This is a genomic window from Pseudaestuariivita rosea, assembly GCF_017592335.1.
GTDB lineage: Bacteria > Pseudomonadota > Alphaproteobacteria > Rhodobacterales > Rhodobacteraceae > Parasulfitobacter > Parasulfitobacter rosea.
The window spans coordinates 1-26,568 of sequence record NZ_JACNMP010000002.1 but is presented as its reverse complement, the minus strand read 5'-3'; the positions used below and the strand labels follow the sequence as shown (position 1 = coordinate 26,568).

General features: G+C 49.0%; 22 protein-coding genes, 1 tRNA gene and 1 pseudogene. 10 read left to right on the top strand and 14 right to left on the bottom strand.

From position 1 onward, the window contains the following. The first annotated feature begins 75 nt into the window (after positions 1–75). The 3 genes from H7848_RS01680 to H7848_RS01670 all read left to right on the top strand — a co-directional run bounded on the left by H7848_RS01680 (position 76) and on the right by H7848_RS01670 (position 2,474). Positions 76–1,137, top strand: a complete 1,062-nt coding sequence (locus H7848_RS01680; protein WP_208347485.1) for a sugar phosphate isomerase/epimerase family protein — start codon at positions 76–78, stop codon at positions 1,135–1,137. After that, on the top strand, positions 1,134–2,264 hold the full coding sequence (locus H7848_RS01675; protein ID WP_237072525.1) for a Gfo/Idh/MocA family protein: 1,131 nt from the start codon (positions 1,134–1,136) through the stop codon (positions 2,262–2,264). The genes H7848_RS01680 and H7848_RS01675 overlap by 4 nt, the downstream gene beginning before the upstream one ends. A 124-nt stretch (positions 2,265–2,388) precedes the next feature. Beyond that, positions 2,389–2,474 (top strand) — tRNA-Leu (locus H7848_RS01670). 550 nt (positions 2,475–3,024) lie between these two features. On the opposite strand, the pseudogene H7848_RS01665 reads toward H7848_RS01670, so the two are convergent. Beyond that, positions 3,025–3,999: pseudogene (locus H7848_RS01665) on the bottom strand (recombinase family protein); the annotation flags it as partial. Beyond that, positions 3,987–4,298, bottom strand: a complete 312-nt coding sequence (locus H7848_RS01660) for a hypothetical protein (protein ID WP_208347483.1) — start codon at positions 4,296–4,298, stop codon at positions 3,987–3,989. The gene H7848_RS01660 and the pseudogene H7848_RS01665, both read right to left, overlap by 13 nt. A gap of 317 nt (positions 4,299–4,615) precedes the next feature. On the opposite strand from H7848_RS01660, the gene H7848_RS01655 reads away from it, so the two are divergent. After that, the gene (locus tag H7848_RS01655) at positions 4,616–5,239 is read left to right on the top strand and encodes a hypothetical protein (RefSeq protein ID WP_208347482.1); all 624 of its coding nucleotides are present in this window, start codon (positions 4,616–4,618) and stop codon (positions 5,237–5,239) included. Here H7848_RS01655 and H7848_RS01650 read toward each other — a convergent pair. After that, on the bottom strand, positions 5,224–6,081 hold the full coding sequence (locus H7848_RS01650) for a hypothetical protein (RefSeq protein ID WP_208347480.1): 858 nt from the start codon (positions 6,079–6,081) through the stop codon (positions 5,224–5,226). The two genes, H7848_RS01655 and H7848_RS01650, sit on opposite strands and share 16 nt — an antisense overlap. Positions 6,082–6,351: 270 nt before the next feature. On the opposite strand from H7848_RS01650, the gene H7848_RS01645 reads away from it, so the two are divergent. From H7848_RS01645 to H7848_RS01630, 4 genes are all read left to right on the top strand, one after another. Continuing rightward, positions 6,352–7,284 carry a HamA C-terminal domain-containing protein gene (locus tag H7848_RS01645; protein WP_237072524.1) on the top strand — a complete coding sequence of 311 codons (933 nt, stop codon included), beginning with the start codon at positions 6,352–6,354 and terminating at the stop codon, positions 7,282–7,284. Further along, positions 7,271–9,877: a DEAD/DEAH box helicase gene (locus H7848_RS01640; RefSeq protein ID WP_208347479.1), complete on the top strand. Its 2,607-nt coding sequence runs from the start codon at positions 7,271–7,273 to the stop codon at positions 9,875–9,877. Before H7848_RS01645 ends, H7848_RS01640 begins: the two co-directional genes overlap by 14 nt. Position 9,878: 1 nt before the next feature. Further along, the gene (locus H7848_RS01635; RefSeq protein WP_208347478.1) at positions 9,879–10,166 is read left to right on the top strand and encodes a DCL family protein; all 288 of its coding nucleotides are present in this window, start codon (positions 9,879–9,881) and stop codon (positions 10,164–10,166) included. Positions 10,167–10,715: 549 nt separating this feature from the next. Beyond that, entirely contained in the window at positions 10,716–11,453 is a 738-nt protein-coding gene (locus H7848_RS01630; protein ID WP_208347477.1) for an O-methyltransferase, read from the top strand. Between the two features lie 153 nt (positions 11,454–11,606). On the opposite strand, the gene H7848_RS01625 is transcribed toward H7848_RS01630, so the two are convergent. From H7848_RS01625 to H7848_RS01605, 5 genes are all read right to left on the bottom strand, one after another. After that, the gene (locus tag H7848_RS01625; RefSeq protein WP_208347476.1) at positions 11,607–17,513 is read right to left on the bottom strand and encodes a calcium-binding protein; all 5,907 of its coding nucleotides are present in this window, start codon (positions 17,511–17,513) and stop codon (positions 11,607–11,609) included. A gap of 28 nt (positions 17,514–17,541) precedes the next feature. After that, positions 17,542–18,147, bottom strand: coding sequence for an imm11 family protein (locus H7848_RS01620; protein ID WP_208347475.1), 606 nt, complete (start codon positions 18,145–18,147; stop codon positions 17,542–17,544). Continuing rightward, positions 18,131–18,772, bottom strand: a complete 642-nt coding sequence (locus tag H7848_RS01615) for an imm11 family protein (protein ID WP_208347474.1) — start codon at positions 18,770–18,772, stop codon at positions 18,131–18,133. Before H7848_RS01615 ends, H7848_RS01620 begins: the two co-directional genes overlap by 17 nt. Then, entirely contained in the window at positions 18,756–19,397 is a 642-nt protein-coding gene (locus H7848_RS01610; protein WP_208347473.1) for an imm11 family protein, read from the bottom strand. The genes H7848_RS01615 and H7848_RS01610 overlap by 17 nt, the downstream gene beginning before the upstream one ends. Before the next feature lie 303 nt (positions 19,398–19,700). Next, positions 19,701–20,516 carry a hypothetical protein gene (locus tag H7848_RS01605; RefSeq protein WP_208347472.1) on the bottom strand — a complete coding sequence of 272 codons (816 nt, stop codon included), beginning with the start codon at positions 20,514–20,516 and terminating at the stop codon, positions 19,701–19,703. 192 nt (positions 20,517–20,708) lie between these two features. Here H7848_RS01605 and H7848_RS01600 point away from each other — a divergent pair, with 192 nt between their 5' ends. Continuing rightward, complete coding sequence (locus H7848_RS01600; protein ID WP_237072523.1) at positions 20,709–21,338, top strand: recombinase family protein; 630 nt, start codon at positions 20,709–20,711, stop codon at positions 21,336–21,338. Between the two features lie 2 nt (positions 21,339–21,340). Here the strand turns inward: H7848_RS01600 and H7848_RS01595 are convergent, their stop codons facing one another. The 6 genes from H7848_RS01595 to H7848_RS01570 all read right to left on the bottom strand — a co-directional run bounded on the left by H7848_RS01595 (position 21,341) and on the right by H7848_RS01570 (position 26,307). Continuing rightward, positions 21,341–21,976, bottom strand: a complete 636-nt coding sequence (locus H7848_RS01595; RefSeq protein WP_208347471.1) for a hypothetical protein — start codon at positions 21,974–21,976, stop codon at positions 21,341–21,343. Positions 21,977–22,019: 43 nt separating this feature from the next. Continuing rightward, positions 22,020–22,535 carry a hypothetical protein gene (locus H7848_RS01590; protein WP_208347470.1) on the bottom strand — a complete coding sequence of 172 codons (516 nt, stop codon included), beginning with the start codon at positions 22,533–22,535 and terminating at the stop codon, positions 22,020–22,022. Between the two features lie 31 nt (positions 22,536–22,566). Next, positions 22,567–24,171: a type IV secretory system conjugative DNA transfer family protein gene (locus tag H7848_RS01585; RefSeq protein WP_208347469.1), complete on the bottom strand. Its 1,605-nt coding sequence runs from the start codon at positions 24,169–24,171 to the stop codon at positions 22,567–22,569. Positions 24,172–24,386: 215 nt separating this feature from the next. Continuing rightward, positions 24,387–25,661 carry a relaxase/mobilization nuclease domain-containing protein gene (locus H7848_RS01580; protein ID WP_208347466.1) on the bottom strand — a complete coding sequence of 425 codons (1,275 nt, stop codon included), beginning with the start codon at positions 25,659–25,661 and terminating at the stop codon, positions 24,387–24,389. Further along, positions 25,658–26,104, bottom strand: a complete 447-nt coding sequence (locus H7848_RS01575; RefSeq protein ID WP_237072522.1) for a hypothetical protein — start codon at positions 26,102–26,104, stop codon at positions 25,658–25,660. The genes H7848_RS01580 and H7848_RS01575 overlap by 4 nt, the downstream gene beginning before the upstream one ends. Continuing rightward, entirely contained in the window at positions 26,101–26,307 is a 207-nt protein-coding gene (locus H7848_RS01570) for a hypothetical protein (RefSeq protein ID WP_208347464.1), read from the bottom strand. Before H7848_RS01570 ends, H7848_RS01575 begins: the two co-directional genes overlap by 4 nt. 92 nt (positions 26,308–26,399) lie before the next feature. On the opposite strand from H7848_RS01570, the gene H7848_RS01565 reads away from it, so the two are divergent. Continuing rightward, positions 26,400–26,568: transposase (locus H7848_RS01565; protein WP_208347827.1), on the top strand; the 169-nt coding region annotated here is incomplete at its 3' end.

The following is a 26,568-nucleotide window of genomic DNA, read 5'->3' as shown; positions in this document are numbered from 1 at the left end:
TATTTCAGTCCGGGGCGGCGGCATACCCTTTACGCCGCCCCGACATTTTCTACCTTTAATCTACGGGAGGTGACGATGCCGTCGTCCATCAAGGGCCCTGGCCTGTTTCTGGCGCAATTCGCCGATGATCACGCGCCATTCAATTCGCTGGCCGACATTACGAAATGGGCCGCCGGTCTGGGCTATAAGGGCGTTCAGATCCCGACATTCGATGCGCGGCTGTTCGATCTGGACAAAGCGGCCGACAGTCAGACCTATTGCGATGAGGTGGCCGGGATTTGCGCCGAGGCTGGCGTCGAAATCACCGAACTGTCGACCCACCTTCAGGGGCAGCTGGTTGCGGTCCACCCTGCTTATGACCTGGCCTTTGATGCCTTTGCGCCCGAGGCTGTGCACGGCAACCCCAAGGCGCGTCAGGCCTGGGCGGTGGATCAGATGAAAAAAGCGGCAAAGGCATCACGGAACCTGGGCCTGGATGTATCGGTCAGCTTCACCGGGTCGCTGGCCTTCCCCTATCTTTATCCATGGCCGCAGCGCCCCGCTGGCCTGATCGAGGATGCCTTTGCCGAACTCGCCCGCCGTTGGACGCCGATTTTGGATGTTTATGACGAACACGGTGTTGACGTGGCCTATGAAATTCATCCGGGCGAGGATGTTTTCGATGGCGCGACCTGGGAACAGTTTTTGCAGGCCGTCGGCGGTCATCCCCGCGCGGCGATCAACTACGACCCATCGCACTTTCTGCTGCAACAGCTTGATTACCTTGCCTTTATCGATCTTTATCACGACCGCATCCGGGCTTTTCACGTAAAGGATGCTGAATTCAACCCCACCGGTCGCCAGGGCGTTTATTCCGGCTATGCGGGTTGGGTCGATCGCGCCGCCCGCTTCCGGTCGCTTGGGGATGGTCAGGTCGATTTCGCAGGGATTTTTTCCAAGCTGGCGCAGTACGGATATGACAGTTGGGCTGTGCTGGAATGGGAATGCAGCCTGAAATCGCCTGAACAGGGGGCCGCACAGGGGGCACCATTTATTTCGCGCCATATCATCGAAGTAACAGGCAAGGCCTTTGACGATTTCGCAGGCGCCGCAACAGATCAGGCGCGCAATCACGCGATGCTGGGGCTGTCGTCATGACCCCGCTTAAGCTTGGTATGGTCGGCGGTGGCCAGGGTGCCTTTATCGGGGGTGTGCATCGCATGGCCGCCCGTTTGGATGGACACTGGACACTGATCGCCGGTGCGTTTTCGTCCGACCCTGCCCGCGCCCATGCCTCGGCCAAACAACTGGGCGTAGCACCCGACCGCAGCTATGACAGCTTTGAACAGATGGCCGCGCAAGAGGCTACGCGGGATGACCGGATCGATGCCGTGTCGATTGTCACGCCCAACCACCTGCACGCCCCTGCTGCGATCGCGTTTTTAAAGGCCGGTATCCCCGTGATCTGCGACAAGCCCCTGACCGCGACCGAAGATCAGGCCATTGAGTTGGCCAAGGTCGTTCGATCCACCGGCACACCGTTCTTTCTGACGCATAACTACACAGGCTATCCCCTGATCCGCGAAGCACGTGAAATGATTGCGCGGGGTGATCTGGGCCAGATCAGGGTGATCCAGGCCGAATATGCCCAGGATTGGCTGGCCGAGGCGATCGAAACAGACGGACAGAAACAGGCCGCCTGGCGCACCGATCCGGCAAAATCCGGCGCTGGCGGTGCGATCGGCGATATCGGCACCCACGCGCTAAACCTGATCAACTTCGTGACGGGTGAAGCGCCCTCGGCGCTGTCTGCTGATCTGCAAAGCTTTGTGTCGGGGCGCAAGCTGGATGACAACGCTCATATCATGCTGCGCTTCGATAGCGGCGCCCGTGGTATGATCTGGGTCAGTCAGGTCGCTGTGGGCTGCGAAAACGGTCTGCGGATCAGAGTTTTCGGAGAAAAGGCGGGTCTGGAGTGGGCGCAGGAAGACCCGAACCGGATGAAGTTCAGCGAACTGGGCAGACCCACCCGCTGGCTGACCCGCGCCGGGGCTGGCACTGGCGCATTGGCAACACGTATCCCGGCGGGTCATCCCGAAGGGTATCTGGAAGCCTTTGCCACACTTTATACTGAAATCGCGCAGTCCCTGCAGGGTGATCAAACGGCCGCACGGCTGATCCCAGGGCTGCAAGATGGTCTGGCGGGCATGACATTCATAACCAAATGCGTTCGTTCAACCGCCAAGGACGGACAATGGGTGAACCTTGGTGACGGCGCTCTTTGAGCACAAAGGTTTCGTTCCATGATTTCGATCGCAACAGCGCACATATGATGCAAAACCAGATTACCCCGCTGACCCAAAGACCCCGTTGACGTGTCGATCAGAGGCCGCTAAACCCCGAAAGCTGGCCGGTGTGGCGGAATGGTAGACGCAGGGGATTCAAAATCCCCCGATGGCAACATCGTGAGAGTTCGAATCTCTCCACCGGCACCATTTCACATTTTTCTTTCAAACCTTCCAAAAACCTAAAGATTACAGAGGGTTGCGGAGTTCGAAATCCCTCTCTGCGGTGGTAGGCCAAAGGAGCCTGAAATGCTGTTTTCAGGATGGTTTTTCTCATAGCAAGTGTGCCTTTTTCGTAGATATTCCAGGGACTTGACAGGAAGGCTTTCAAAAGTTCGAAAATCTCGTCCTTGCTGTACTTCGGTTTGGTGTTTTGTGTGAGTTTATCGCTCAGGCGCAGTTTGTCTTCTTCCAGTTTCGCGACCTTGGATTCGAGCGCTGCCATGACCTTTGGGTTGGATGTTTCAACCAGCCGTTCCAGCAAGGCATCCTGTTGCTTATCCAGTTCAGTGATTTGACGCTTGAGAGCAGTTTGTGAGTGTTTGGATTGGGCGTCGCGTTGCGATGAAGCATCATGCAGCATTGAGGTCACAATATCCCGTATTGTCTTACTGGGCGTCATTGCCCGCAGGATGGCTTCAAAGCCCGTGTCGATTTTCTCTGCCCGGATACTCTTGCGGTATTCAGGGCAATCGCGTGTCTGGCACCAGTAATAAGGATAGCGCTTGCCTGTCGCACTCTTGGACCAGCAGGAGGTCATAGGTTGATGACAACAGGCGCAGGTCACGGCCCCACGCAGTGGGAAGTCTTCGTTGATATCTTTGCGTTTGGGTGCGAGTGACCTAGCCGCTTTACGCGCCTGGACCTTTTCATAGGTGTCCAGCGAGATGATCGGTTCATGGTGACCTTTGCGGCGGGGGATGCCCCAAGGCTCATGTTCAATGTATCCCGCATAGATCACGCGGTTCAGAATATCACTCACCTTTTGCTGGCGGATTTCTCCATGGGGCAGGTCTTTGGGAAAATCAGGTTGCGCTTCAAAGAACCGCTTTACTTCCACCTGTGTCGCGAAACGACCCGAGGCATAGCCTTCAATCCCTTCTTTGATGATTGATGCTAAAGGTTCATTGCGGGTGAGCAGTTTCCCATGCGATCCGGTCTTCTTGTATCTGTAACCGATGGGCGCGGCGAAGACGGAATAGCCATTCATCATCCGCCCCTTCATGCGGTTGGACGTTTGTTCCGCATTCTTCTCCCGTTGGTGTTGCGCCACCGATGCCAGCATATGCTCCACCAATCGCGAGTCACTATCTTCCCCAAACTCAATGGATGGGCTTTCCAAGATACCGCCAGCATCAGCCAAGGTTTCGCGCAGTTTGATATGGGCCTGCACATTGCGGGCAAAGCGACTGATATCATCGATAATGACCACGACACTGCCCTTGGGATGGAGACGTAAAAAGGCCAGCATCCGATCCATGGCGGGACGACGTTCAAATTTGCCAGACATGTCATCGGCAAAAACCTCGACAACATCATAGTCCTTATAGGTGGCATATTCCCGGCAGCGGTTTTCCTGTGAGGCCAGACCATCACCTTCACGGACCTGTTTTGGGCCGGAAACACGGGCATAGATGACCGCCTTTGTCGGTTTGTTTGTGTCTAGTCCTGCCATTGTGCCTCCTCTTCTGCGCGGGTCCGCGCCCATTCATTATTCAACAAGGATACCAAATCAGAGGAATCCTCATCCAACGCTTCCTGATCTTCTCCACAGATTTGCTGCACAGGATCGAGATCAAACCCTAGATCAACAAACATCACCACAATCGACCATAGGGTTTCGACCAGTTCCTTTTGCTGTTCCAAAGGCATATCGCTTTCTTCCAGCATAGCAGCATAGACTTCCCAATCCACGGATAGGCTGGGGCGTTTGGTCATATCAATCAGATCATGCGTGTTGGGTGGCTGGGACATGGGCCGGTCCTTTCGTAATAAATTTGGGAAAATGTGCGTCTCATCGTGTCCGTTGTTGCGGACACAGAATGAGAACAAATATAGAACATATTGACACACTTCCCATCGATCACGCAAGGAAAATCTCTGAATAATCCCCTGCGCTTAGCCCGTTCCTAGCATTGCAAGACCTCTCCAATCCCGGGTGTTCCACGGGTGAATACGGGTGTATGAAAGCGCATGGTGTTTGATCCGAAAACAAAGCGCACAAGGCACAGCTTTATCCTGTGCTCAAAGCCCTGGCTGACCTTGATCCACGTAAGACACCGGAACTGGTTATGGATGAGGCTGTGGGATACGCCATCGCCCGTGGTCAGGATTACACCCGCAATATGCGCCGGGGTGATATCAACAGCACATTCGCCGACCTGACGTATCACTGGCTGATGGAACATCACTTCGATCTGGCCCATCGGATATCGCCTGAGATATTCCCGGAAACACCGGAACAACGATGGCAGGCCATCCTTGATAAACGCGCAATCACAGATCGCTTCAGACTTGTTCTGGTTCCGCAATCTCTGGGCATTGTCCAGCGCAAAAGCCAGCTCAAACCAGCGGGCACAACACTCCGACTTGGTCAGAGGTTTTGCTTTGAGCTGGATAGTGAAATAGAGGGCTATGCCGTTGCACTACAGGGTGTTCGCGGCCAGTGGCATAGCATTCCTCTTGGGTCAGATGGCAGTGTAATTGCTCCGCTCAAACGCGGGATAAATCAACTGCCGCGAACAACGGACGGAACACTCGATCCACTTTCGGAGAACGATGACGAAGGGCAACATGAGTTTGTACTTGTCACTGCGCAAACACAGGATATTCCATCTGACATCAAAAACCTGATCACCTGGGTCAATGATGTTTCATTGCAATTGCACCGAACTCGGGTTCAGTTCGTGAAGTGACCACCCAATATGGGCTTAAGTGCTTCATTGCATGGCCAGAGCTTCGCCCATTCTCTGGCTCCTTGTGTCTTGAGTTCATCATGTCTTGATACGTCGCCAATCTTGGCAATCTCCAAATCCTTGAAGAAGTCTTCTGGCTTACCGAGATCATGTTCGATAGTTTCTGCGCCTGTAGCCTGCGCCAGATGAATTGCATCAAAAAAACATGGGATTGTAACATTCTGAGCAAAGGCTTTCAGTCGTTCATCATGGGGCAAGTGCGTTGGGTCACCATTCAATTGTGTCTGGATCAACGGTAACTCCGCCACATGCCCCAAAAGCTGAAAAATCCGGGTCGCCGCCTTAGGGTGTGTTCGCCCCTTGCAACTGTTCTTGGCATCTTCTCGTTCAATCAGCATCATCATGCCTGAGATTGCCATTACCCTTCGTCTTAGTTCTTCATGGCTATGACAGCTGAAAGCCCCCAAGAACACTTCAGTAGCTTCATGATCCGCTTGCATTTCTAGGCATTGACCTACGTAAAATTGATGTTTTGACGGTAGTTGAGCAATAGAATTCTGCTTGAAGGATAATCGCTGCGCGACACCGAAACTGTCAGAAAACCTGAAATGGCCAAGCAACTGATGGTGGGTTTCGTGCAAAAGCAGCCAATATATGGATTTATCTAGTAGTCTGGCAGAGCAGGTCATGGAAACATGGGCGCTAGGTTCATCAGCAAACGCTCCATACCAAATACCTTTGGTAGTCTGTATCAGTCCGGAGCTAAGAAGAATCGTCACGCCAACCCCAGACTGTTGCGTGAAGGCCCAAAATGAACGGTCGGGAGCAACTTCTAGCTTCATAGTGCAGCCTAACACTTGATGAACTGCGAACAATCTAGCATACTAGTAGCCTTTCTTGCGATAGCTCGTGATGGCACCCCATAGTCCCAATTTACCAACGAATTTAAGCATACCTATCACTCCGTCGTGCAGTATGGGTTTGCCAGTCAAGTGTTCTTAAATGGCAAAATATGGTTACCAATCAATGCGATATTGCTATATGATGTGTTCACTATATTTAAGATGCAACCTTAGGGAGAAATAAAACTGCAGGAAATAACGCCAGAAGAATTGCAGGAAATCTTGTCTGGGGATCCTGATGAGATTGACGTTCATCTGCAACTAGTTGAACGCGACATTCAGGTTGATGGCTGCGCTGTAAGAGTTCACTGCCACTGCATGACTGTGGATGGCAATGGTCTGGTTAAACCAATGCGGCTCGCCGAATTCATGAGAGATGCGATTGCTGATTACGCTATACCAAAGGCGAAGATGTCTGCAGCACGTGAGCGTGATCTAAAGTACAAGTCTTCAAGTGCTGTCACCCGACTTCATAATGAAGCAAGGGCAACTTTTACTGATCTAAGTAAGTCTGGTGAAGGTGGGGAAATGCTTTTGTTTCTCTTAGCAGAACGCTTTTTGGGGATTCCTCAAGTACTTTGCAAGATGGACCTCAAGACTGATTCTCATATGCATTATCATGGCGCTGATGGTGTATACGCAAGTGTTACTGATGAAGGTCTCTTGAAACTGTTTTGGGGAGAGTCAAAGATTTATTCAGACGCAACTACCGCAATCCGTGACTGCCTAAAATCCCTCGCTCCATTTTTGGTAGAAGATGATAGCGAAGGCTCCTCGCGGGAACGGGACTTAGTATTGCTCAGTGATAAAGCTGATCTGCATAACCCTGAACTTACCGGTGCGTTTAAAAAGTACTTCGACAGGACGTCAAAGCTTTCGAATCGAGTGCAGTATTGTGGCGTAGCACTTATTGGTTTCGACGCTGACTTTTACCCGAAAGATGGCTCAAAGGCCGTTTCCAACGAGATTGTTGAGGCTGCACGTACTGAAATGAGTGGTTGGATCAATAATGTTGGCAATCGACTTTCAGAGGAGAAAATTCAAGACTTTGAGATACAGTTCTTATGTGTCCCAATACCCTCTGCGAACGATTTTCGGAAATCATTTCTTGAGGCCTTGGGACTGAGCAATGAACCAAGATGATCTTTTCGATTGGCTAGAAAAGGAGGGTGTCGCCGACGAAGTTGCCACTCTTACAAGGCTTACCGTTCGCGCCGAAATTGACAATTTGGAGTTGTCAGAAGGCAGTGACGAACTTGAGGCCGAGTTTGACTGGAATCGACTAATGCTCGCTGGAAGCATATTAGCTCGTTCGAATGTAAGGCGACATAAGGAATTTGCATTACGAATTGCTACTGCTGCTGTCACTTTGGACACTTCTGTAGTAATTAAAGATGCTGGTGCTGTGTTACTAGAGAAATTGTCTAATCATCGGTCAGCGAAGCTGGCAGAGGATAGGTCTCTCGTATCTGCAAATAGAGACGAACGTCTTGGTGTCTCGATGCGTTTAGAATCTAGTCGGAGGTTACTGGAAGACTCAGTTTTAGTTGGTTCAGATGGTACATGGCTAAACGTAAACGAGTTCCAGGGCGAATTTTGGGAGGGCGCGTCTTCAAAGGGCTCTTGGCTCTCCGCGTCAGCCCCAACTGCCTCGGGAAAGACATTCCTTATTTTGCAATGGCTTGTTGACCAGCTGTTATCAGGTGAAGCAAAAGTGGCTATTTACTTAGCACCAACTCGTGCTTTGGTCACGGAAATCGAAACAAGCCTGAAGGAGCTGGTTGGAAAATGGGATAATATTGAAGTGTCATCCCTTCCTTTGACCGATTATTTCTTCTCGGCTATCACGCAAGAAAAGGCGATTATCTATGTATTTACACAGGAACGCTTGCATCTTTTAGCAAACCTACTTGAAGAAGAGTTGGTGATAGACCTTTTGATCGTTGATGAGGCTCACAAAATTGGAGATAACCAACGGGGCGTGATTTTACAGGACGCAATTGAACGAATTTCAAGAGCCAACCGAAAGATGAAGGCGGTTTTTGTAAGTCCTGCCACTCAAAATCCAGGGGAACTGCTCGCTGATGCGCCGGAAGGTATTTCAAAAGTTGAGGTGGATAGCGACAACCCAACAGTGTTACAGAACATAATTTTGGCCGAACAAGTACCACGCAAACCAAAACAGTGGACTATGCAGTTGGACTGGGGTGAGGACAGACTACCTATCGGTACTTTGAAATTAACTAACAGCCCAGGAACGATAAAAAAGAGGCTCGCATTTATTGCGGCAGCAGCCGGAGAACGCGGTGGAACACTGGTATACTGTAATGGCGCTGCTGAGGCAGAAGATGTTGCTCTTCTGATTAGTCAATTGTCGGGATCAGAAAAAACAGAAGATCAGGAGTTGCTTGATCTTGCTGATTTAGCGAGAAAAGGTGTTCATAGAAGTTATCAGCTCGCACCGCTTGTTGAGCGTGGCGTAGCCTTTCATTACGGAAACATGCCTGCTCTTATTCGAATGGAAATAGAGCGGTTGTTCAAGCTTGGAAAGATTAGATTTCTCGCATGTACATCCACCCTAATTGAAGGCGTCAACCTTTCCTGCCGAACTATCGTTGTTCGTGGCCCAAGAAAAGGTAAAGGACACCCGATGGAACCGCACGACTTTTGGAATCTGGCGGGGAGAGCAGGTCGTTGGGGTAACGAGTTTCAAGGTAATATTATTTGTGTCGAACCACATAACGAGAAAGCGTGGCCATCTGGCGTTCCGAAAAGATCACGTTATCCAATTAAACGCGAAACAGACGCAGTGATGGCTGATGTTGATGGCTTAAAAAACTATCTAGCGACCAGGACTGCCGTTGATATGAGAGAAATTGCGGACTCAGACCAATTTGAACAGGTAAGTAGCTTTCTCATAAATACTTATGTGCGAAATGGATCGCTTCTACAGGCGGCATTGGCAAAAAGGCATGACCAAGAAAAGCTTGAGATACTTGATAAAAGCCTTGCTGTTATTGCGGAGGAATTAGAACTTCCAGAAGAAATCATGACTAGGCATCCGGGTGTAAATCCAATTGGTTTGCAGAGGCTTCTTCAGGCTTTTAGTGACTATAAACTTGATGTTGAAAACCTAGTACCAGCCCCTTCCGAAAGTACGGATGCATATGAACGCTATGTCTCTGTGATGCGTCGAGTAAATCAAAATGTTTTCCCAGCATTTGTTCCAGATGGTATTGTTCCACTTCATGCCATGATTGTCGTGGAATGGCTCAAGGGATTTTCTCTATCATATATCATTCGTCGCCGTATTGAATATCAAAACCGACGTGGAAATACTTATAAGCTGGCGGTATTAATTAGGGAAACCATGGAGATGGTAGAGACTGTTGCCCGCTTTAAGGCGCCAAAATATATCTCAGCATATGTTGATGTTCTAAAACACTATCTACAGAGCGTCGGCCGTGACGATTTAATAGATGATGACTTGGACATCGGTGTTGCATTGGAATTCGGCGTTTCGAGTCAAACTCTTTTGTCTCTTATGGAGTTAGGTTTGTCGCGCATGTCCTCTGTGGAGTTATATGAAAAGATCGCTGATAGTGAGCTAGACAAAAATGGTTGTATCGAGTGGATTCGACAACATGGTCCCGGATTTGAAGGAATGGATATCCCTAATTTAATAGTTCGGGAGGTGCTCGAAAAAGTACCGCTTGAAAATCAAGGGGAAGATTAGAATGCCAGCAAAACCTATTGATATTGGGCCTTTGCATTTTGAACGCAAAGGTGATGCAATCAAATTTCTTCAAAATATACTTTATACATATGAATTAGGTGACCGAGTAACAGCAGAACATGCTAAAATTCTTACTGACTTAATATCTATGCATCCCGAAGCGTCAGAGAAGATTGGTTCTGGCATAATGGGATTTAGCGTACGTTCTGGCGATTTTGGAACACAGTGCTTCTGGGTTAATCGAACTGATGGCACAAGCGACAAGTTTTCTTTTCGGACTTGTCTGTAAGGCAATACTCTAGGACCTCGCTCTTGGATAACCGCCAGTTGTGGGTCATGTGACCCCTTACGCTGCGCGCCCAAGGGCCAGCTTACGATCTCAGGGTGATCGCAAGATGTGTGGGGTAGTACCCCACATCTTGACAAGGGGGCCCGCTGCGCGCCCCCGTTGTATCCCCCAGGGCCATGGCTCGGATCAGGGCATTGAGCCCCCAACCAAGCCAGTAGACCGTATCGCCGGTCAAACCCTCGTCGGGGAGATGTCATCTCTCCCCAACACCCCATAGATCAACCGTCCGCCGATTGAATGCCGCCAACGTCTCGGCGCTGGACCCAATCAAGGGGGCGGTGCGTGCCCCCTTGCAACCCACGCGCAGGCGTTTGGCCGCTGCACCACCAGTTAAAAACATTTCTTTTCGAAATGCCGATAAGCCAGTACTGATGATTCAATAATCATAGATAAATCAGCTTGGCAGATACGGCGTGTAAAAGCATTGATCTACTTGGTGGCGTTGCCTATAGCAGATCAGGTTGACACATCATTCTTCGGGAGATTTGAATGCTATTTCAACGATTTGAAGAACTTTACGACGAAGAAACATGTGGTTGGCATATTCCAAAGCAATGGCCTACGCGTTTCGAACCACATATGGTTCAAGAGTGGCGTAAGAAATACCCCCCTATGACCTCCCCGGTCGAGCGTGAAGTCGGGCAGCTTTACGCAGCGCTTGTTGCAATGGAAAGACCGTCTCGTGTCATAGAAACGGGTACAAACTTTGGATATTCGGGCCTAGCAATTGGCCACGCCTTGTACAAGCTTGGTGGCGACCGACATCTTTATACCGTTGATGTTTGGGGATGCGCCCATCTTTTTAAAGGGTCAGAAGCAGCCCCTTATATCACATTTTTAAAAGGCTCCTCCTTCGATGTAGAACTGCCAGAAGAGCGCTTTGATATGGCATTTCTGGACAGTGATCATAGCTATAAGACAATCATTAAAGAGCTGAACCGTTTTGCACCTATTATCGCGAATGACGGGCTAATCGTCATGCATGACACGCGTCACTTTGACGGTGTCGGCCTTGCTGTAAAGCAGTTGATGGAATGTGACGCATTTGAGGTTGTGAACATCAAAAGCCCTCGTAAAACTGGTGAAAATGAACGATGCCCTGGTGTGTCAATCGCGCGCAAAATCAAAGATGTCAGCCCGGGCTTTTTGGAAGAAAAATCTGAATACTTTGATGTGGTTCAATCCCTTCCAGGTCGAACGCTGAACTCACCACCATTGCTGCTTTGAATACGGCGTTCAATGGAGGCTTCTAAATCACTGAATTGAGCCCCTGTAAGAGATTGTAGTTGCGCAACAGGGACTCAATGGGAGCCGTTGATGAATTATTGGTGGCCCTTCCCAATCAAGAAAGGGCCACTCAATGAGCCGCAGTGGACCGATCTAAAACGCGAAATCGTTCTCCATGAGATCGTCAAGGGTCAGACCTTCTAGTGTCAGGGTAGCCCCGGCCAAGTTGTCGATCACAACGCCATTTACTGTCTCGCTCAGGTGATTGGTGATGAGGTCCTGATAGTCATCGATACCTGACAGACCGCTTAGACTGATCACGTCATCCCCCGTTCCAAAGTCGGTAATGGACGATATGCCACCGCTGAAGATGAACGTATCATTGCCAGCGCCACCGGTCATCGTATCACTACCCACCCAGGCATGAATAATATCGTTGCCATCACCAGCGTTAACCAGATCATGGCCAGCGCCAAGATAAATGACATTATGACCAGAGGAGCCGAAGAGCTGATCATCACCGTCGCCGCCACCAAGGGTATCATCATCCCCTGTTGCACCTGCGTAGATGGTATCATTGCCAGCGTTACCCCAGAGTTGGTCAGAACCGTCACCCCCACCTAAGATATCATCGCCAAGACCACCACTCAGAATGTCATTGCCGGTCTCACCCCAAAGCTGATCTGAACCATCACCACCGAGCAGAGTATCATTTCCGTCATAACCGATCAGGATGTCATTACCCGCGTCTCCGGTAATGCTGTCATTCCCTTCGTTCCCATTAAGGCTGTCATGGCCAGCGCCGCCATAAAGCCTGTCTTCACCAAGGCCCCCATACACTATATCATTGCCCTGACCACCCCACATCGTATCGCGGCCCTGACCTCCCCATATTTCATCAGCATCATCGCCGCCTGCCGCGTTATCATCACCATCGCCGCTGTAGATGGTGTCCATACCCGAGTCACCGATCAAATCGTCATTGCCTGCGTTGCCTTGCATAACATCAGCGCCTGCACCTCCGACAATACTATCATTTCCTCCTTCGCCACGCAGGTCATCATCACCAAGGCCACCAAACAATGTGTCATTGCCGTCCCAGCCACGAAGTTCATCGTTTCCATCCCCGGCATACATTTGATCATGACCATCACCGCCAAGCAGCGTGTCATTTCCAACGCCACCGTCAACGGTGTCATCCCCGTCACCGGCCCAGAGCGCGTCATTGCCTTCACCGCCAGAGATACTGTCGTCACCGCTCTCGCCAAGTACTGTATCATTGCCAGCAAAGCCCAGCACAGTATCATTGGCTGCAGTTCCGGTTAAACTATCTGCATCAGCAGTTCCGTTCAGTGAAAGACCTGTAAAGGCACCAACTGTGATATTGGCTGTAGCCGTCGACCAAGCACCAAGGTGATCGCTGACACCATAGGTGATACTCTCAATGATCGTCTCACCGTAATCGAGTCCATCATAGGCGCCATTCTGATCGAATTGCAGCATACCGCCGGCCAACAGAGTTACCGTCGCGCCTGAAGCAAGCGAGACAGTCCCGTTTTCGGACACTCGCTGCCCCGCCACATGTGTTACCATTAGCGTGTCGCCATCGGGATCGCTATCATTGTCCAACAGATTGATCTGGCCATTAATGCCCTTGTTGAGGGTCAATGCATCATTTGTCAGCTGCGGAGTATTATTTCCGGTTCCATCACTATCCCGAGTGGTTTTTTCAAGAATGCTATCGAGATTGAGTGTCCAGCCGTTCGCAAACTCAATTCTTTCCATCGTGCTGTGATTGTTTGCAACGAAATGACCGAGGATCGTAACGACATCCCCATTGGGGGTTGTGATCACTAAGTCACTCTGATCGTTTATCGCAAAGCTGACGTCAGTTGCATACAGATCGTTGAATATCAGGACATCATTGCTGCTAAAGATCGTGTAGTCACTGATCGTGTAAGACCCATCTCCAAGGCTGTGCGTATAGGTCTCATCAAGCCGTGTTCCAACAACTGCTCCAGTCGCTTTCATTTGATCCATTAGCATATTGCGTAGCCCTTCCGATGTGAGAAGGGAGCCGTCGGCAAACTCAAACTGCTCAATATGACTAGCTATATGCCTAAAGGCATTGGGATTAAGCTGACCAAGCAAAGTGATGCTTTCTCCGTTCGGGAGTGTGAGGATCATATCCACTCCGTCCCGCGCCAAGCTGATATCTTCTAAAGCCACATCCGTGAAAACAAGCTTATCAGCATCATTGAATATAGTGTAATCACTGATCGTGTAAGATCCGTCACCCAGTGTATGTTCATAAATTTCACTTCGCGCGGTTCCGACAACTTCACCACTGGCCTTCATCTGCTCAACAAGCAAATTTCGCATATCAGCTTCCGTGAATACGGTACCATCGGCAAACTCAAAGCGCTCAATGTCATGCACGCCATCGTAATCCAGCTGGTCTTTCAGCGTGATTGTTTCACTGTTTGGCAGTGTGATGATCAAATCGTTGCCAAAGCGGGTCAGACCGAGATCTTCTAAGACCACATCCGTGAAAACCAGTTTGTCAGAATTTCTATGTATGGCAGTGTCGTTAATGATATATGATCCATCGCCCATTGAATGAACATAAGTCTCACTCAGGCCGGTCCCAATCGCCTCACCGGTGGCTTTCATCTGCTCAACGAGCATATTCCGCATATTTTCTTCGGTTAGCACTGTGCCATCGGCAAATTCAAATAATTCAATGGTATCCTCGCTACCACCCCTGAAAACCCACAGCTGATTTTTAAGTGTAATTGTACCGCCATCAGGTAGCGTGAGTATCAGATCATTTCCATTGCGAGATAGAGTCAGATCAGCAGGATTAAGATCAACCAGGTGCAGTTTATCCGTCCGATCATGCCCAATTTCATTATCCTCAATGACATCATTTCCATCACCTAAGCGATAGATATAGGTGTCGCGCCCCCTGTTCCCGTACAACATGTCATCCCCTAGGCCACCCATAATCGTGCTTTCTTCGGTTCCCCCGGTAATCACATCATTGCCTTCATGACCCAGTACAACACCGGCTTCGGTAATGTTTATTGTGTCGTCTGTCGCAGTGCCTTCATGCGCGATTGTGATGTCGAAAACCTCTTCAATGCGCGCACGGTCAATATCCTTGAAGGCTGCTGCGACCAATGCGCCGAGTTCCGGGATATCTGTTTTGAACATTCCCAGAATATCGAGCGCTTCACTATCCGTCCCATAGCCTTCTGAGCGGTAGAGATTGATGAAATCTTCTGCGAATTTATTGGATGCACCAGATATATCATCGGTGAATGGATTGAAGTACAGATGTTGGAACGGCGCCAGACCGCCTAGATCAGCATCCTCACCCTCTTCGGCAATAATTGACCAAGCAGATTGCACCAGATACCGCGCGGCGTTGTAATCGCGGATTGAATTATAGGTACTCATCAAAGCATCAATTTCGTCCTCTTCCGGCCGTGCCACGACAACATTTTCAGGCGCAATGAAGTTCTCGGCCCGTCTGAAATTGAAACCTGTTGCCAGTTGCATAAAGGCAAACGCACTTGCGTCCATTGCTGGCGGTTCATTCACTTCACCCTCACCGAGTACTTCGAAGCGATCCACCCGCATTGTTTGCGGGCCAGAACTGCTACCTACACCGACACTAGGTCCGCTGAGATCAGCCGTGGATATAGGGAATCTCCAGTAACTTGGACGTTCAACATAATCACGTGGGAAGACCCCGTCCAACTCAGTTAAGAGCTCGTTTACCTCAACTCGGTCAAGAGATTCCGGCCCACCTATATAAAACGCAAATCCAAGAACCGTGGGCGCTGGACCATCATAGTGTGTGCCTTCACCGTTAAGTCCTATGATATCTGGTCCAACTTCAGCCATAATCTGAAATATCGTTTCTCGATCATAGATGAAGTCCACGTAGAAGTTCTCAACTTCTTCCAGCCAAATCACATCATCTGTTCCAGCCCAAGACGCAAGAAATGCGTCAAAATTTGTTGTAAAATCGTTGTAATTTCCATTGCGCGCTAGAGAAATGACATCGCGCGCCTGTTGAGCGAGTTCTGCATTTTCTGTCATACTGACCCAAAGATCAGAGATTGTTCCAGAGCCACGTAAAAATGGCATCGTGAATACGTCGCTATTGTATTCATAGTCATCTGACAGGTTAATAGTCGATTCAATCTGTGATAGATTAAACAACACTTCCCACGACTGTGTCGTTGTTCCATCTTCGAAAACAACTTCAGCAGTTTCAATAACGTCGTTGCCTTCAACGGTCTGATTCACCTCAGACACATTCAGGCTGATCTCTGCGATTCCAGCCTCCTGCAGCGATGATAATTCAACGGCTTCTGAGCGCCCATCACCATCGGTATCCTGCCACAGCAGAAGTTCAGAGAAAATGGCGTCATTGGCATTGATTACACCATCACCATTGATATCAAAATCGCCCAACTCTTCATAACCCGTACGATCTTCCGAACCAAAAACTTCTGTAATATCGTCAATCTGACCATTGCCGTTGCGATCTATCGCCAATAAAGCGTCATCTGGGCTCACCCAACCGGTACGTTCCGCAAAACCATCTCCATCAAGGTCGAAATATGCTTCTGAGGCATTCAGAGAAATCAACTCCAGTCCATCACCGTCAAGATCAATCACAAGTGGATCAATTGGTGGGCCTTCCCCAAGGATATCTGCAAGCGTTGGAATATCGCTCAACCAATCCGGGTTGAATTTTGTGTAGTAATCCCAAGCAAAACCAGCCGCTACGCCAGCTATCAGAGCTACCCCAATAATAACAGCTGCTGGCAAGGTGAATGCTGCTGCAACTGTCCCTACAACAACTGAAGCAGCAAAGGAGATAACAATCGCAGTCGATGCATTGGCCATTGTTTGCAATGCGCCATCGACATCGCCGTCTGCCCATTGCCCCTGGGCCTTCACCGCCGCAAAACCAAGTTGTCCAATATCTGCGACCGTTCCACCAAAGGCTAGGTAGCGTCCGCCCGGAATAGATGTCATCGCATCCTGAAAAGATCCGTAGGCATTCTTAATGCCATTCACCAGATTATTACTGAGCGCCTCAAACTCCACAGCGGACACAGCATTTGCCATACGCCCAAGATAATTATTCAAAGCATTCGTTAGGCTTCCGAAGTCCGCTCTGAACACATCTGCGTCAATGGCCGCTGCGGCATCAGGTGAAATCCGGCCTAAATTATTAGAGAACGAGTCAAGGAATGAGGAAAAACGTGACGTTGTATCCGAAAAATCTACCGTACCTGATGTCGGGTTATTGGGATCAAAACCGTCATTCAATCGATTTGTGAGCTCATGGACCAGTCTTTGAGGGCCGGGTACCTCGGCCAACGAACCGCGATTGGGCAATTTTGTATATTCGCCAGTTTCTGAATTGGTCGACTCAAACCCGATATGTTTCTTTAAAGCCTGGGAAAATGACTCGTCTGCGGTGCTTTTGATCTCCACAGTATCCTGATTGCCAGCACCATATGCACCATTTGTTGAATCGCCATTCAAAGCCGTTTTAAAAGCATCTGATTGACGGATTTTTTCCGGGGAGAACTGTTGACGATAATGTTCATGCATTTGCTCGGTGGTTGGGGTGTCACCAAAAAAAGCCTTAGCTGCTGGATCCTCACGGCCGATAAATGTCTTAAATTCTGTTTGTGGGTTGTCTGGGTTGGAGTAATCAAGCGCTCCTCGGAAGAAACTATGCGCTGCCTTAAACTGCTGTGCTTTTTGAATATCGCTGGCATCACTGGAGTCGATATCTTCTATTATGTTTCTCCAAGCGTTATTAAGCCAAGGATGTGAGCCCAGATGCTTTGGCAGTTTCATGGCTTCAGCGCCCTCTACCGTTGTCGGAAGCAGCACCAGATTATAAGCAGCATTTTGTACATATGGGACATTAGAGCCACTTTTAGTCCACCGATCTATGATATCTTTGAATTCATCATAAACTGCAGTCGGTAATATGTGATGAACCTGAACACCATCAGCCATAAACTATTCTCCAATTCTGATAGAAGACTTACTTAATATTTTTTGCTTTGAAGCATCGCGGCATCCGCAAACCTGTTTCTTTCAAGGCGTCTCGCAATTGATCTGACATCAATAATGAGCCAGGATATCTGGCCTCACGCCAAAGATGAATGTCGGACAACTTAGAAGGGTCAACAGTGATATCCTTTTTGTATTCAATGATGCGCTTGTCGGTGTTGTTTGGATTCGTCACGAATTTTTCAACGCTTGATTGATCGTCAACAATACTGTCACGGGTTTCAGTGACATTGATTGCATAGCATGGCGTGTCATGGGGCGTTCCGTTCCGATGGCGTATCTCAATCGGAAAAAACTGATGCAACCTAGAGTCCATTTTTTGGATAAGGTCACGGAACGGCTTCTGAACAATTTGAAGACCATTTTGGACGCGGAAATAGGAAGGTAGGCTTGTTGGATTTTTTCTGAGCTTGTATAGGGAAGGTACTTCCTCTGGCTGAAGCTTGCGCTCCCCATATCGATAAATATTCGATAGATCAGCCCTTGTGTTCAAATCTGGCTGCACCTCTTCAAATCCAATGAAATCCCCACCTTGCACTGTGGGTCCGACAAGCTGCAAATCAAACACATAGGTCATAGTTTTTCTTCTTTTCTTTTACTTTGAGGGTTTTAGCTTTGAAACATCTCGGCATGCGCAAGCCTGTTTCTTTCAAGGCGTCTCGCAGCTCATCTGACATAAGCAAAGACTGTGGATACCTTGCCTCTCGCCACAGATGAATATCAGATATCGTTGAAGGATCGACTGTGATATCTTTTTTGTAATAGATGATATGCTTGTCAGTATTTTTGGGATTCGTTACGAACTTTTCAACACTCGATTGCTGGTCAACAATACTGTCGCGCGTTTCGGTTACATTAATCGCATAGCATGGTGGATCATGCGGTGTCCCGTTTCGGTGACGCACTTCAATTGGGAAAAACTGATGTAGACATGGGTCTAATTGCTCAATCAGATCATAGAAAGGTTTTTGTACTATATAAAGGCCGTTTTGAACCATAAAGCTGGCTGGCAAGCTGTCTCGGGCTTTATCTAATTTGAAAATCTTAGGGATTTCTTTCGAAACGAGCTGACGAGTACCTTCAGCATAAACATTCGAAAGGCTTGCACGCATAGATACATCAGGTATCTGCTCTTCAAACCCAACGAAACCGCCAGTTTGGAACTGCGGGCCTACAATTTGCAAATTAAAGACATAGGTCATAGTTTTTCGTCTCTTCTTTTACTTTGAGCATTTTAGCTTTGAAACATCTCGGCGTGCGCAAGCCTGTTTCTTTCAAGGCGTCTCGCAACTCATCTGACATGAGAAGAGACCAAGGATAACGTGCTTCTCGCCACAAATGAATGTCGGTCAATTTGATGGGGTCAACCGTGACGTCTTTTTTGTAGTAAATGATATGTTTGTCAGTGTTGTTTGGATTGGTTACGAATTTTTCGACACTCGATTGTTCATCCAAGATACTGTCGCGTGTTTCTGTGACATTTATTGCATAGCATGATGGATCATGCGGTGTTTCATTCCGAAGACGCACCTCGATTGGGAAAAACTGGTGCAGTCCCGGGTCCAACTTTTCGATCAGATCACGGAACGGCTTTTGGACTATGTAAAGGCTATCAGCTGTCATGAAGCTAGCTGGTAAGTTTTGTGGATTTTTCTCAAGCTTAAGAACCGATGGCACTTCGTTTGGTTCAAGTTTGCGACCACCATATCGATAAACTTTGGATAAATTTGCTCGAACACTCAGGTCTGGCTGGACATCTTCAAATCCGACAAAATCGCCAATTTGCATCGTCGGTCCAACAATTTGCAAATCAAACACATAGGTCATGGTTTTCGTCTCTTCTTATTTGAATTTTATACTTTGTTACGCCTTTGTAATCGTAAATCGGCCTTCTGGATCAGTACTCTACTCCAAATGCATGATTTTGATCCTAAACGATTCTTTACCCCTCTTGCTTGTGACGGTACACGCGATGGTTTTGCAGGATAGGTATGGAATTCCATACTTTTTGTGGAAATGGCAATGCAGCAAGGCTATGTATTATAAGAAAAATTTTTCCACCACCCGCATTGGCAAGATCACGCTGTTTTGGACTGGATGGCAAGCACTGATCTGCAACATGGTATCGACCTATGCTGCGTGTACATCTTCTGTCATCCAAAATCGGATCAGTTTGAACAGTCCAACAATCATTCGGCCCAGAATAAAAAGGACAACAAATGTGAGGATCATGTTTTCCTGATCAACGGCATCAAACTTGCTGGTCTCCCCGATGATATTATGCCGATAGAAATAATAAACGGGGCCAGCCAGCAGAAGAGATACCATCACAAGCACCAGATAGCCACGCCAACTGACATTTGTCGCTTTTCTACGCCGTTCTGATCTTTGTTCCTGCTCTTCGATCTCGGCAATATCGTCATCTGTCAGTTGCCGGTATATGTCTTTGATCTCATCTGGAATGATGCGATATGGCTGTCTCATCATACCATCCGACAACACTTGACGCAGCGCTTCCATGAGCTGAGATCGCTCATGACTGTCAACAAGATGCAGAAAAAACGTTGGGCGCTCAATTGATCGAAAATGCAGAACAATTCCTGTTTCTTTTTTCGCCTTGGATTGTTCAACGGTGTTTTTTAGAGCCAGTCCAATTGACCCACCGATGCCCCGCGCACCGCCTGAGTGAAGGTAGTAATAATCATCTGTTGAAGGCACCGTTTCCGTTGTTTTCCTTAAATCAGATAATGGCAGAACGGCGTCTTCCCAAAGACCATTCACTTTTTCAAACAGAATTAAAGACTGCTTTTTGATGTTGATGGAAAAGCCCACATTTCCGCGAAAATACACCAGGTCGTCATGTTCGAAATCTTCTAAAAATAGAAGCGGCAATTCCTCAGTATCGGTTTCGTTTGGAAACAGTACATCGATCTGAAAGGGCTGCATGGTTTTCTGACCTCCTGATTAGGCGCCAGAAGCAGAAGGTCAAAAAGGGTCCTTTTTTATAGCTCTATCCCAAGTCGTCAATTGCACCACTCACGGGATATTATCCCCACGTTTTTGGGCTGTATCCAGCCCATGTCACCCAGGCTGACAGCGGCATTCAAAAAGGACCCTTTTTGACAAGAGGAAAATGCCATGATGCGTGCTTGCCAGTATAGAAAATCCCGTCACACTCGACAGGTGAGTAAAAAATATCATGAGGGACGCAAAATTGGATATATGCGGGTATCTGATTTAGATCAGTCAGAAGCGTTGCAACGGGATGCTTTGCAACAGGCGGAATGTGATTTGATTTTTTGTGATCACGGCCTGTCTGGTGTCACGCAGAAACGCCCCGGTCTTTCCGAACTGATGGTAGAACTCCGCTCCGGGGATACACTGGTTGTCTGGAAACTGGATCGCCTGGGCCGGTCTACGATCCATCTTTTGAAAATCCTCGAAGAGCTGCGAGATCGCGGCATGTATTTTACAGCGCTGACGCAAGGCATTGACACAACAACCGCCGTAGGTCGGATGATCTATGGGCAACTAGCAGTTTTTGCAGAATATGAACGTAGTCTGATTTCAGAGCGAACCAAGGCCGGAATGGCTGCTGCAAAAGCCCGTGGCAAAATCCTGGGTCGTCCTAAAATCATTACCACTGAGCGGGCTCGCCGTTATGCCAGCCGGGTTGAAAGTGGCCAAATCACATTGGCCGATCTTGCCAAAGACATTGAAGTATCCCCACGAACACTGCATCGGGCGATCTGCGGGTTTCTGGGATAGGCCTATGACTTCGGCTTTGAATTCGCCAAGAGGAAGTCATCGTAACCAGGGGGTTCCCCTTTGAACGGCAATGGCTTCCCATCGCGATAGTTGGTACACATGTCTAACCAGAGAAGCATTATTAACCATTCTCCAAATGCTTTTTCGGGTGGACGTTTTTTATCAAAGTCTTTGACCCAAGGAACAACATCCTGCCCCTGTTCAACCAGCCAGTCATAATAGTCCCAGTGTTCCTGATGAACGACAGCATTTTCTAGCTGCCCACGCCCATTTTCCAGCATTCGCCCAACTGGGGCATAACCTTCCTCTACGGATGAACCGAGATAATCATCTTGTTGGTAACCTTCAGGTGAGATGATAAGTGGGCACGTTTTACCTGTCAGATAGCGTTTGCGTTCATCATATTGCAGATTGGCCACCATCTGTTGGGTCATTGTCAGTTTTTCACCATGATGACGTCTGATCGCATCAACACGTTTCACCCAGGCAATCATGTCTTCGTCAGTATCCGCCAACCAGTCAAAATATTGCCAGTGCACTTCAGGCAGTTCTACCTCGACCGATTGACCCAGTCTGTTGATTAATGTTCTGACCGATGCATTATGCTCTGGTTTAATCTCAAAATCTTCGTATTCCATATGTCATAATTGTATCAGCAATGCTGACATAATTCCACAGATATCATCTTTTTCGACCACGTTTTGGGTCATGATCGGGAGGCTCAATATCAGGCGGTTTGATCCCATTATATTTCTCCAGCGTATCCATAACGATTTGCTTTTCCAAAGTTGTTTCTGGCTTTTGATGCCACTCACCCGCTTGGAAATGCGTTTTTGGTACCTCTTTTTCACCTTCAAGCAGGATCAGAATAGAAACATGCCCGCCATCAACGCCAAGCGGTGATTTTTCGTCTTCAATACGAGTTAACACACTATATCCATGCACTTTCTCATCAACGGTTATGTTTTCTCTCAGAAAGTCTATGGGAGGTACTTTGTCTTCTTTTTTACCAGTCTCTTTTTTAGGCGTTGTCTGCTTGACAGAAGACGCGCCACTGGGTCCGTTTTCGGGAGTAAAAAGGATCACGTATTCCTTTGGCTTATACTTGGGTGCTGTGTTGCTCTTGTCTGGCGGGGTCTCTTCAAAGACTTCCTTGTTGAACTCATCGCTCAAGCGTCTTTCGTCATTGCCAGACATGGTGTTCTCCTGTTTCAATTGATAAGCGGGATTATTGCTCTGCATAGAGATTGACGCCCAGGTCCTTCAGGTCTTCATCGTTAAACCATTCCGTTCTTTGGGCGATGATGGGATGAACATTTTCAATCAGGATCAGTTGTTGGTTTGATCCCAGACGCATCAGTTCATCGGGATAGATCAGCTTGCGTTGTGCCGCTGCATGGGTGTCAGACGTCGTTGTCGTGTCTGAGGAAGACCCACCGCCTGATCCGGAACTTCTGCCAATGGCACGCGACACCGCCGTACTGAACGTCCAGACCGTTTTTTCACCACAAAGCGCCGAGAAATATTCAGCCGTCATTTTATCCGAGGAGCCGAAGTAATTGATCATTCCTGCATTGGAAATGAACGACTGCCAGCCCTTATCGTAAATCCGTTCCAACTGGTTGAGGTCTTGAACGATCCCCCAAAGCTGGATACCAAATCCAGCCATCAGACCATAGGCCTGTTCAACCATGGTCAAGCGGCCTAAAGCTGCAAATTCATCAAGAATAAACAGCACAGCTGGCTTGGGAATATTGTCAACATCGCGGGCGTTCACTGTGATCGCCTGCTGCACCAACAAACGCAACCAGCGCCCAAAGGCATTGAGCCTGTCAGCTGGTAAAACCAGATAGATGGTCATGGGTTTGGATTTCAAATCCTCAAATCTGAAACTCGACTGGCTGAGGTTTTCCTGCAAACGACTACTATCCAGAAAATGCGTTTGAGCCTGCGTTGTTGCCAGAACGTTGGAGAGAAGTTCCGGGTCTTTCTGGATACATCTCATCCCTGTGCTGGCCACAATATGATGGAGGGATTTGGCCATTTTCTGATACAGGTCTTGCGCTGCTTTAGGCTCCAGCAACAACAATTGCCGTACACGGCTCAGTGTCCGTCGACCATCTTCTTCTTTTGCAGTGGCCACATAAAGAATGAGACCTTGCAGTAAGGCGCGCGCCTCTTCATTCCAGAAACTGTCCGAATGATTGTCGCCAACCACCAAAGCATCGGCCAGCAGCATGGCGTTTTCGGTGATATCCACATCAGTGATATCCAGCCAGTCCAGGGGATTGAACTGTGAGGTCTCAATGCCAGGAACGGCTGTAACCCCCCAGGGATCAACGATATGAACATCTTGCCCCATATCTTTGCGGCATTGAGCGGTGGTTCTTGCATTCTCACCTTTCGGATCAATGACAAGAGCCGAGCCCTCATAGGTCAGCAGGTTTGGAATAATCTGTGTTGCCCCCTTACCAGACCGTGTTGGGGCAACTGTCAGCAAATGACGTTCGCCTTTGTAAGACAGCAGTTGAATAGCCTCGTCGCCTTCGTGATATCGTTCGCCGATACAAATCCCTTCATCGCCAAAAATATCGTTTTGAGTGAGGTCTTCCGTTGTTGCCCAACGGCTTGATCCAAATGTGTTTGGCGTTTCGGCCAGTTTCGTCAAACCGGTTCGCGCCCACCACCCCAATGCAGCGAAAAAACCGATCAGGGATGCAAAGAACGTCAGGCTCCATCCGATAAAACCGTCAAAGATCAGGATTGTAATGATAACAGCCAATAGAATGACGAAGGAGAGGACCTGTCTGACATCCTTGGCAGTATCGGACATGAACCAACCAATCAGAAATCCCAGGCTTGATGACAAGACAACAACCAGAAGCCGAAGAAATCCTGCCGCAGTATCAACAGGTTCTGACTGAGTGCTTCTACCGGTATCAAATATCGACGCATCGGCGGGGAAGATAGAAAATGTGAAACAAAACAAAGCACTCAGAATAACGAAACATATCGTTTTCCAGGACATATCTGATCCTTATGAGATGACTAAATTGAAAGATTGGGGCCGCGCTTGCGGCGGCGGGTGGTCTCCTGTTGTGATGTATTAATCGGTTGGCGATGCAGACTTTGCATGACATCATGGGCCAGAATGCGCCGGTCATGTTTTTGCTGTTTCCGCAAGGTGATCAGCTTCTTCTGCAATTCCCGTCGATCTTTTATTTGGTCGATCACGAGTTGGTCCCGTTGTTTCTGATCACGCCTGGCGCATTGCAAGGCTTCCAGTTCGTTGCGCTTCTGCATGGCTTTGTGGGTGCCAGTCAGACGATCAAACAGACCGCGCAACCCGCCATTCAGGCGTTCAGATCGGGCCTTAACCTCCGCCCGCCAGCGCTTTTGCTGGTTGGACTGCAAGCGCTGGCGTTCCGCCCGGTGTTGGGTGATGAGGTCGGCTTTGTCTTGTAGCAATGGCCCAGCCTCTTTATGGTGCTGGGCTTTCACCTGGGCGATATACCCCCGCATCTGATCCGTGACTTTGGACCGGATGGTGGATTTGGTATCATCAACGGAAGGCAGGTTGTCAGGCGATCCAAGTTTATTGCGAACATCTTTGGCCTTCAGGCCTGCCCATTTGGCGACGGCGTAGATATTGCCATCAACATCCAGGGCAACAAAGCCGCGCCGATCGCCTTTGGCGAGGAAATACCCGCGTTCTTCCAGGGCATTCTTAAAGCCGATCTTACTGTCGCAGCGTTCCCAAGCCTGTTGGAAGGTCTGTTTGATCTCTCGCGGATCAAGCCCTTGCCTTTTGGCCTGTTGCCATTCTTCAAGCGTGAAGTTCAGGGGAGACTTATTGCCATAAGTGGCCAATCCATCAGGCAGTGCCCAACCATGATCCAGAAACAGATCGCGGGACAGGTCCCGCAGCTTGATTTTGAAGTGCGGCAGGTTGATCGCTTTCAATGCGCCTGCATCAATGCGCGACCACACCACATGCGCATGACGCCTGCCTTCCTTCTCATGAATGATGATAGCGCGGGGCTGGCCCTTGAGACCTAATTTCTCTTCTGCACGGTCAGCAGCCTCCAGAAACTGATCTTCCGTCGCGATATGATCTTGCGGTGGATTAAGGCTGAGGGAAAACATGTATTGCTGACAACGGGTGGCTTTCGAAATGGCGTGGGTTTCTACGAATGCACCGTGTACGTCATCTGATACGAATCCTTTCAACTCTAAGATGTGAATGTGATCATTGTCACGCTCATTCATCAGGTGATCGGCCAATTGTTTGGCCCCACCGCGTTGGGACCCTTTGAGGATCATGATCTCTCCTCCAGGTGCTCACCAGCGGTATCCGTTGTCTTCAGCCCAAGCGCCTGCATCAGTGTCACCCGCATCCAGGCCACCTCGGCAATGGCGACCGTGAGAGAAGCATGGGTGTCGTCGTCCAACAATAATGTCCCATCTTGCACGGCCTGGGCGATCTGTTGTAGGTTGCGATGGGTGTCACTCGCCCCGAGCCGCGCCAGAATATGCGCGAGCAGCTGTTGATCCGCCTCAGGTGCCCGCCGCCGTTTACGATAGCGCGGCGCCTTCTCATCTAGCACCACCGACTTCACATAGGCCGCCAGAGGCAGCGCCCCCGCCTTACGTTCCAAGACCGCCCGTTCGTTTTCCGTCAGGCGCAGCGAAAAGGGCGCGGGGCGCTTCTTGCGCTTGGAGGTAGGTGCGTTGTTTTGACTGGGTTCAAGAGCCTGAGACCTCATAGTTTCGGCCCTCGCAACAGCTCATCCCGAAACGGTGCCAACTGATCATTCCACTCGGACAGCTCATTAAACAGCTCTTCAAGATCAATGTCAGATGCACTCAGATCGAGATCAAAATCAGCCCCATCACCCTCGGGAAAAAGGTTCGAACTTTCTCCTTCCGGGCGCACCAATGACCTAGCAGATTTTTTGACTTCGTTCATTTGGCGAGTCCTACAGTTTTGCTTTTGTTCTGTTGAGCTGCCCCTAGGTTTGTAGACGCTTTGCCCCCTAACTTTGAGGCGAGGAGGCCGACATGGGGACAAGCAATTACAGCGACGAGTTCAAGCGCGACGTAGTGCATCAGATCACAGTGCGAGGCTATCCGGTTCGCGAGGTATCGCGGCGTTGGGGTGTCAGCACGCATTCTCTTTACAAATGGATGAAGCTGTTTGGGGGTCCGGAGCCTAAGCCTGGCGTGGACC

Bases quoted from the DNA above. Each gene is read 5' to 3' on its own strand.
- H7848_RS01630 (WP_208347477.1), top strand. From the start codon at position 10,716: ATGCTATTTCAACGATTTGAAGAACTTTACGACGAAGAAACATGTGGT.
- H7848_RS01585 (WP_208347469.1), bottom strand. From the start codon at position 24,171: ATGTCCGATACTGCCAAGGATGTCAGACAGGTCCTCTCCTTCGTCATT.
- H7848_RS01610 (WP_208347473.1), bottom strand. From the start codon at position 19,397: ATGACCTATGTGTTTGATTTGCAAATTGTTGGACCGACGATGCAAATT.
- H7848_RS01615 (WP_208347474.1), bottom strand. From the start codon at position 18,772: ATGACCTATGTCTTTAATTTGCAAATTGTAGGCCCGCAGTTCCAAACT.
- H7848_RS01635 (WP_208347478.1), top strand. From the start codon at position 9,879: ATGCCAGCAAAACCTATTGATATTGGGCCTTTGCATTTTGAACGCAAA.
- H7848_RS01575 (WP_237072522.1), bottom strand. From the start codon at position 26,104: ATGAGGTCTCAGGCTCTTGAACCCAGTCAAAACAACGCACCTACCTCC.
- H7848_RS01595 (WP_208347471.1), bottom strand. From the start codon at position 21,976: ATGGAATACGAAGATTTTGAGATTAAACCAGAGCATAATGCATCGGTC.
- H7848_RS01580 (WP_208347466.1), bottom strand. From the start codon at position 25,661: ATGATCCTCAAAGGGTCCCAACGCGGTGGGGCCAAACAATTGGCCGAT.
- H7848_RS01625 (WP_208347476.1), bottom strand. From the start codon at position 17,513: ATGGCTGATGGTGTTCAGGTTCATCACATATTACCGACTGCAGTTTAT.
- H7848_RS01640 (WP_208347479.1), top strand. From the start codon at position 7,271: ATGAACCAAGATGATCTTTTCGATTGGCTAGAAAAGGAGGGTGTCGCC.
- H7848_RS01620 (WP_208347475.1), bottom strand. From the start codon at position 18,147: ATGACCTATGTGTTTGATTTGCAGCTTGTCGGACCCACAGTGCAAGGT.
- H7848_RS01675 (WP_237072525.1), top strand. From the start codon at position 1,134: ATGACCCCGCTTAAGCTTGGTATGGTCGGCGGTGGCCAGGGTGCCTTT.
- H7848_RS01570 (WP_208347464.1), bottom strand. From the start codon at position 26,307: ATGAACGAAGTCAAAAAATCTGCTAGGTCATTGGTGCGCCCGGAAGGA.
- H7848_RS01660 (WP_208347483.1), bottom strand. From the start codon at position 4,298: ATGTCCCAGCCACCCAACACGCATGATCTGATTGATATGACCAAACGC.
- H7848_RS01590 (WP_208347470.1), bottom strand. From the start codon at position 22,535: ATGTCTGGCAATGACGAAAGACGCTTGAGCGATGAGTTCAACAAGGAA.
- H7848_RS01655 (WP_208347482.1), top strand. From the start codon at position 4,616: ATGGATGAGGCTGTGGGATACGCCATCGCCCGTGGTCAGGATTACACC.
- H7848_RS01605 (WP_208347472.1), bottom strand. From the start codon at position 20,516: ATGCAGCCCTTTCAGATCGATGTACTGTTTCCAAACGAAACCGATACT.
- H7848_RS01650 (WP_208347480.1), bottom strand. From the start codon at position 6,081: ATGAAGCTAGAAGTTGCTCCCGACCGTTCATTTTGGGCCTTCACGCAA.
- H7848_RS01600 (WP_237072523.1), top strand. From the start codon at position 20,709: ATGATGCGTGCTTGCCAGTATAGAAAATCCCGTCACACTCGACAGGTG.
- H7848_RS01680 (WP_208347485.1), top strand. From the start codon at position 76: ATGCCGTCGTCCATCAAGGGCCCTGGCCTGTTTCTGGCGCAATTCGCC.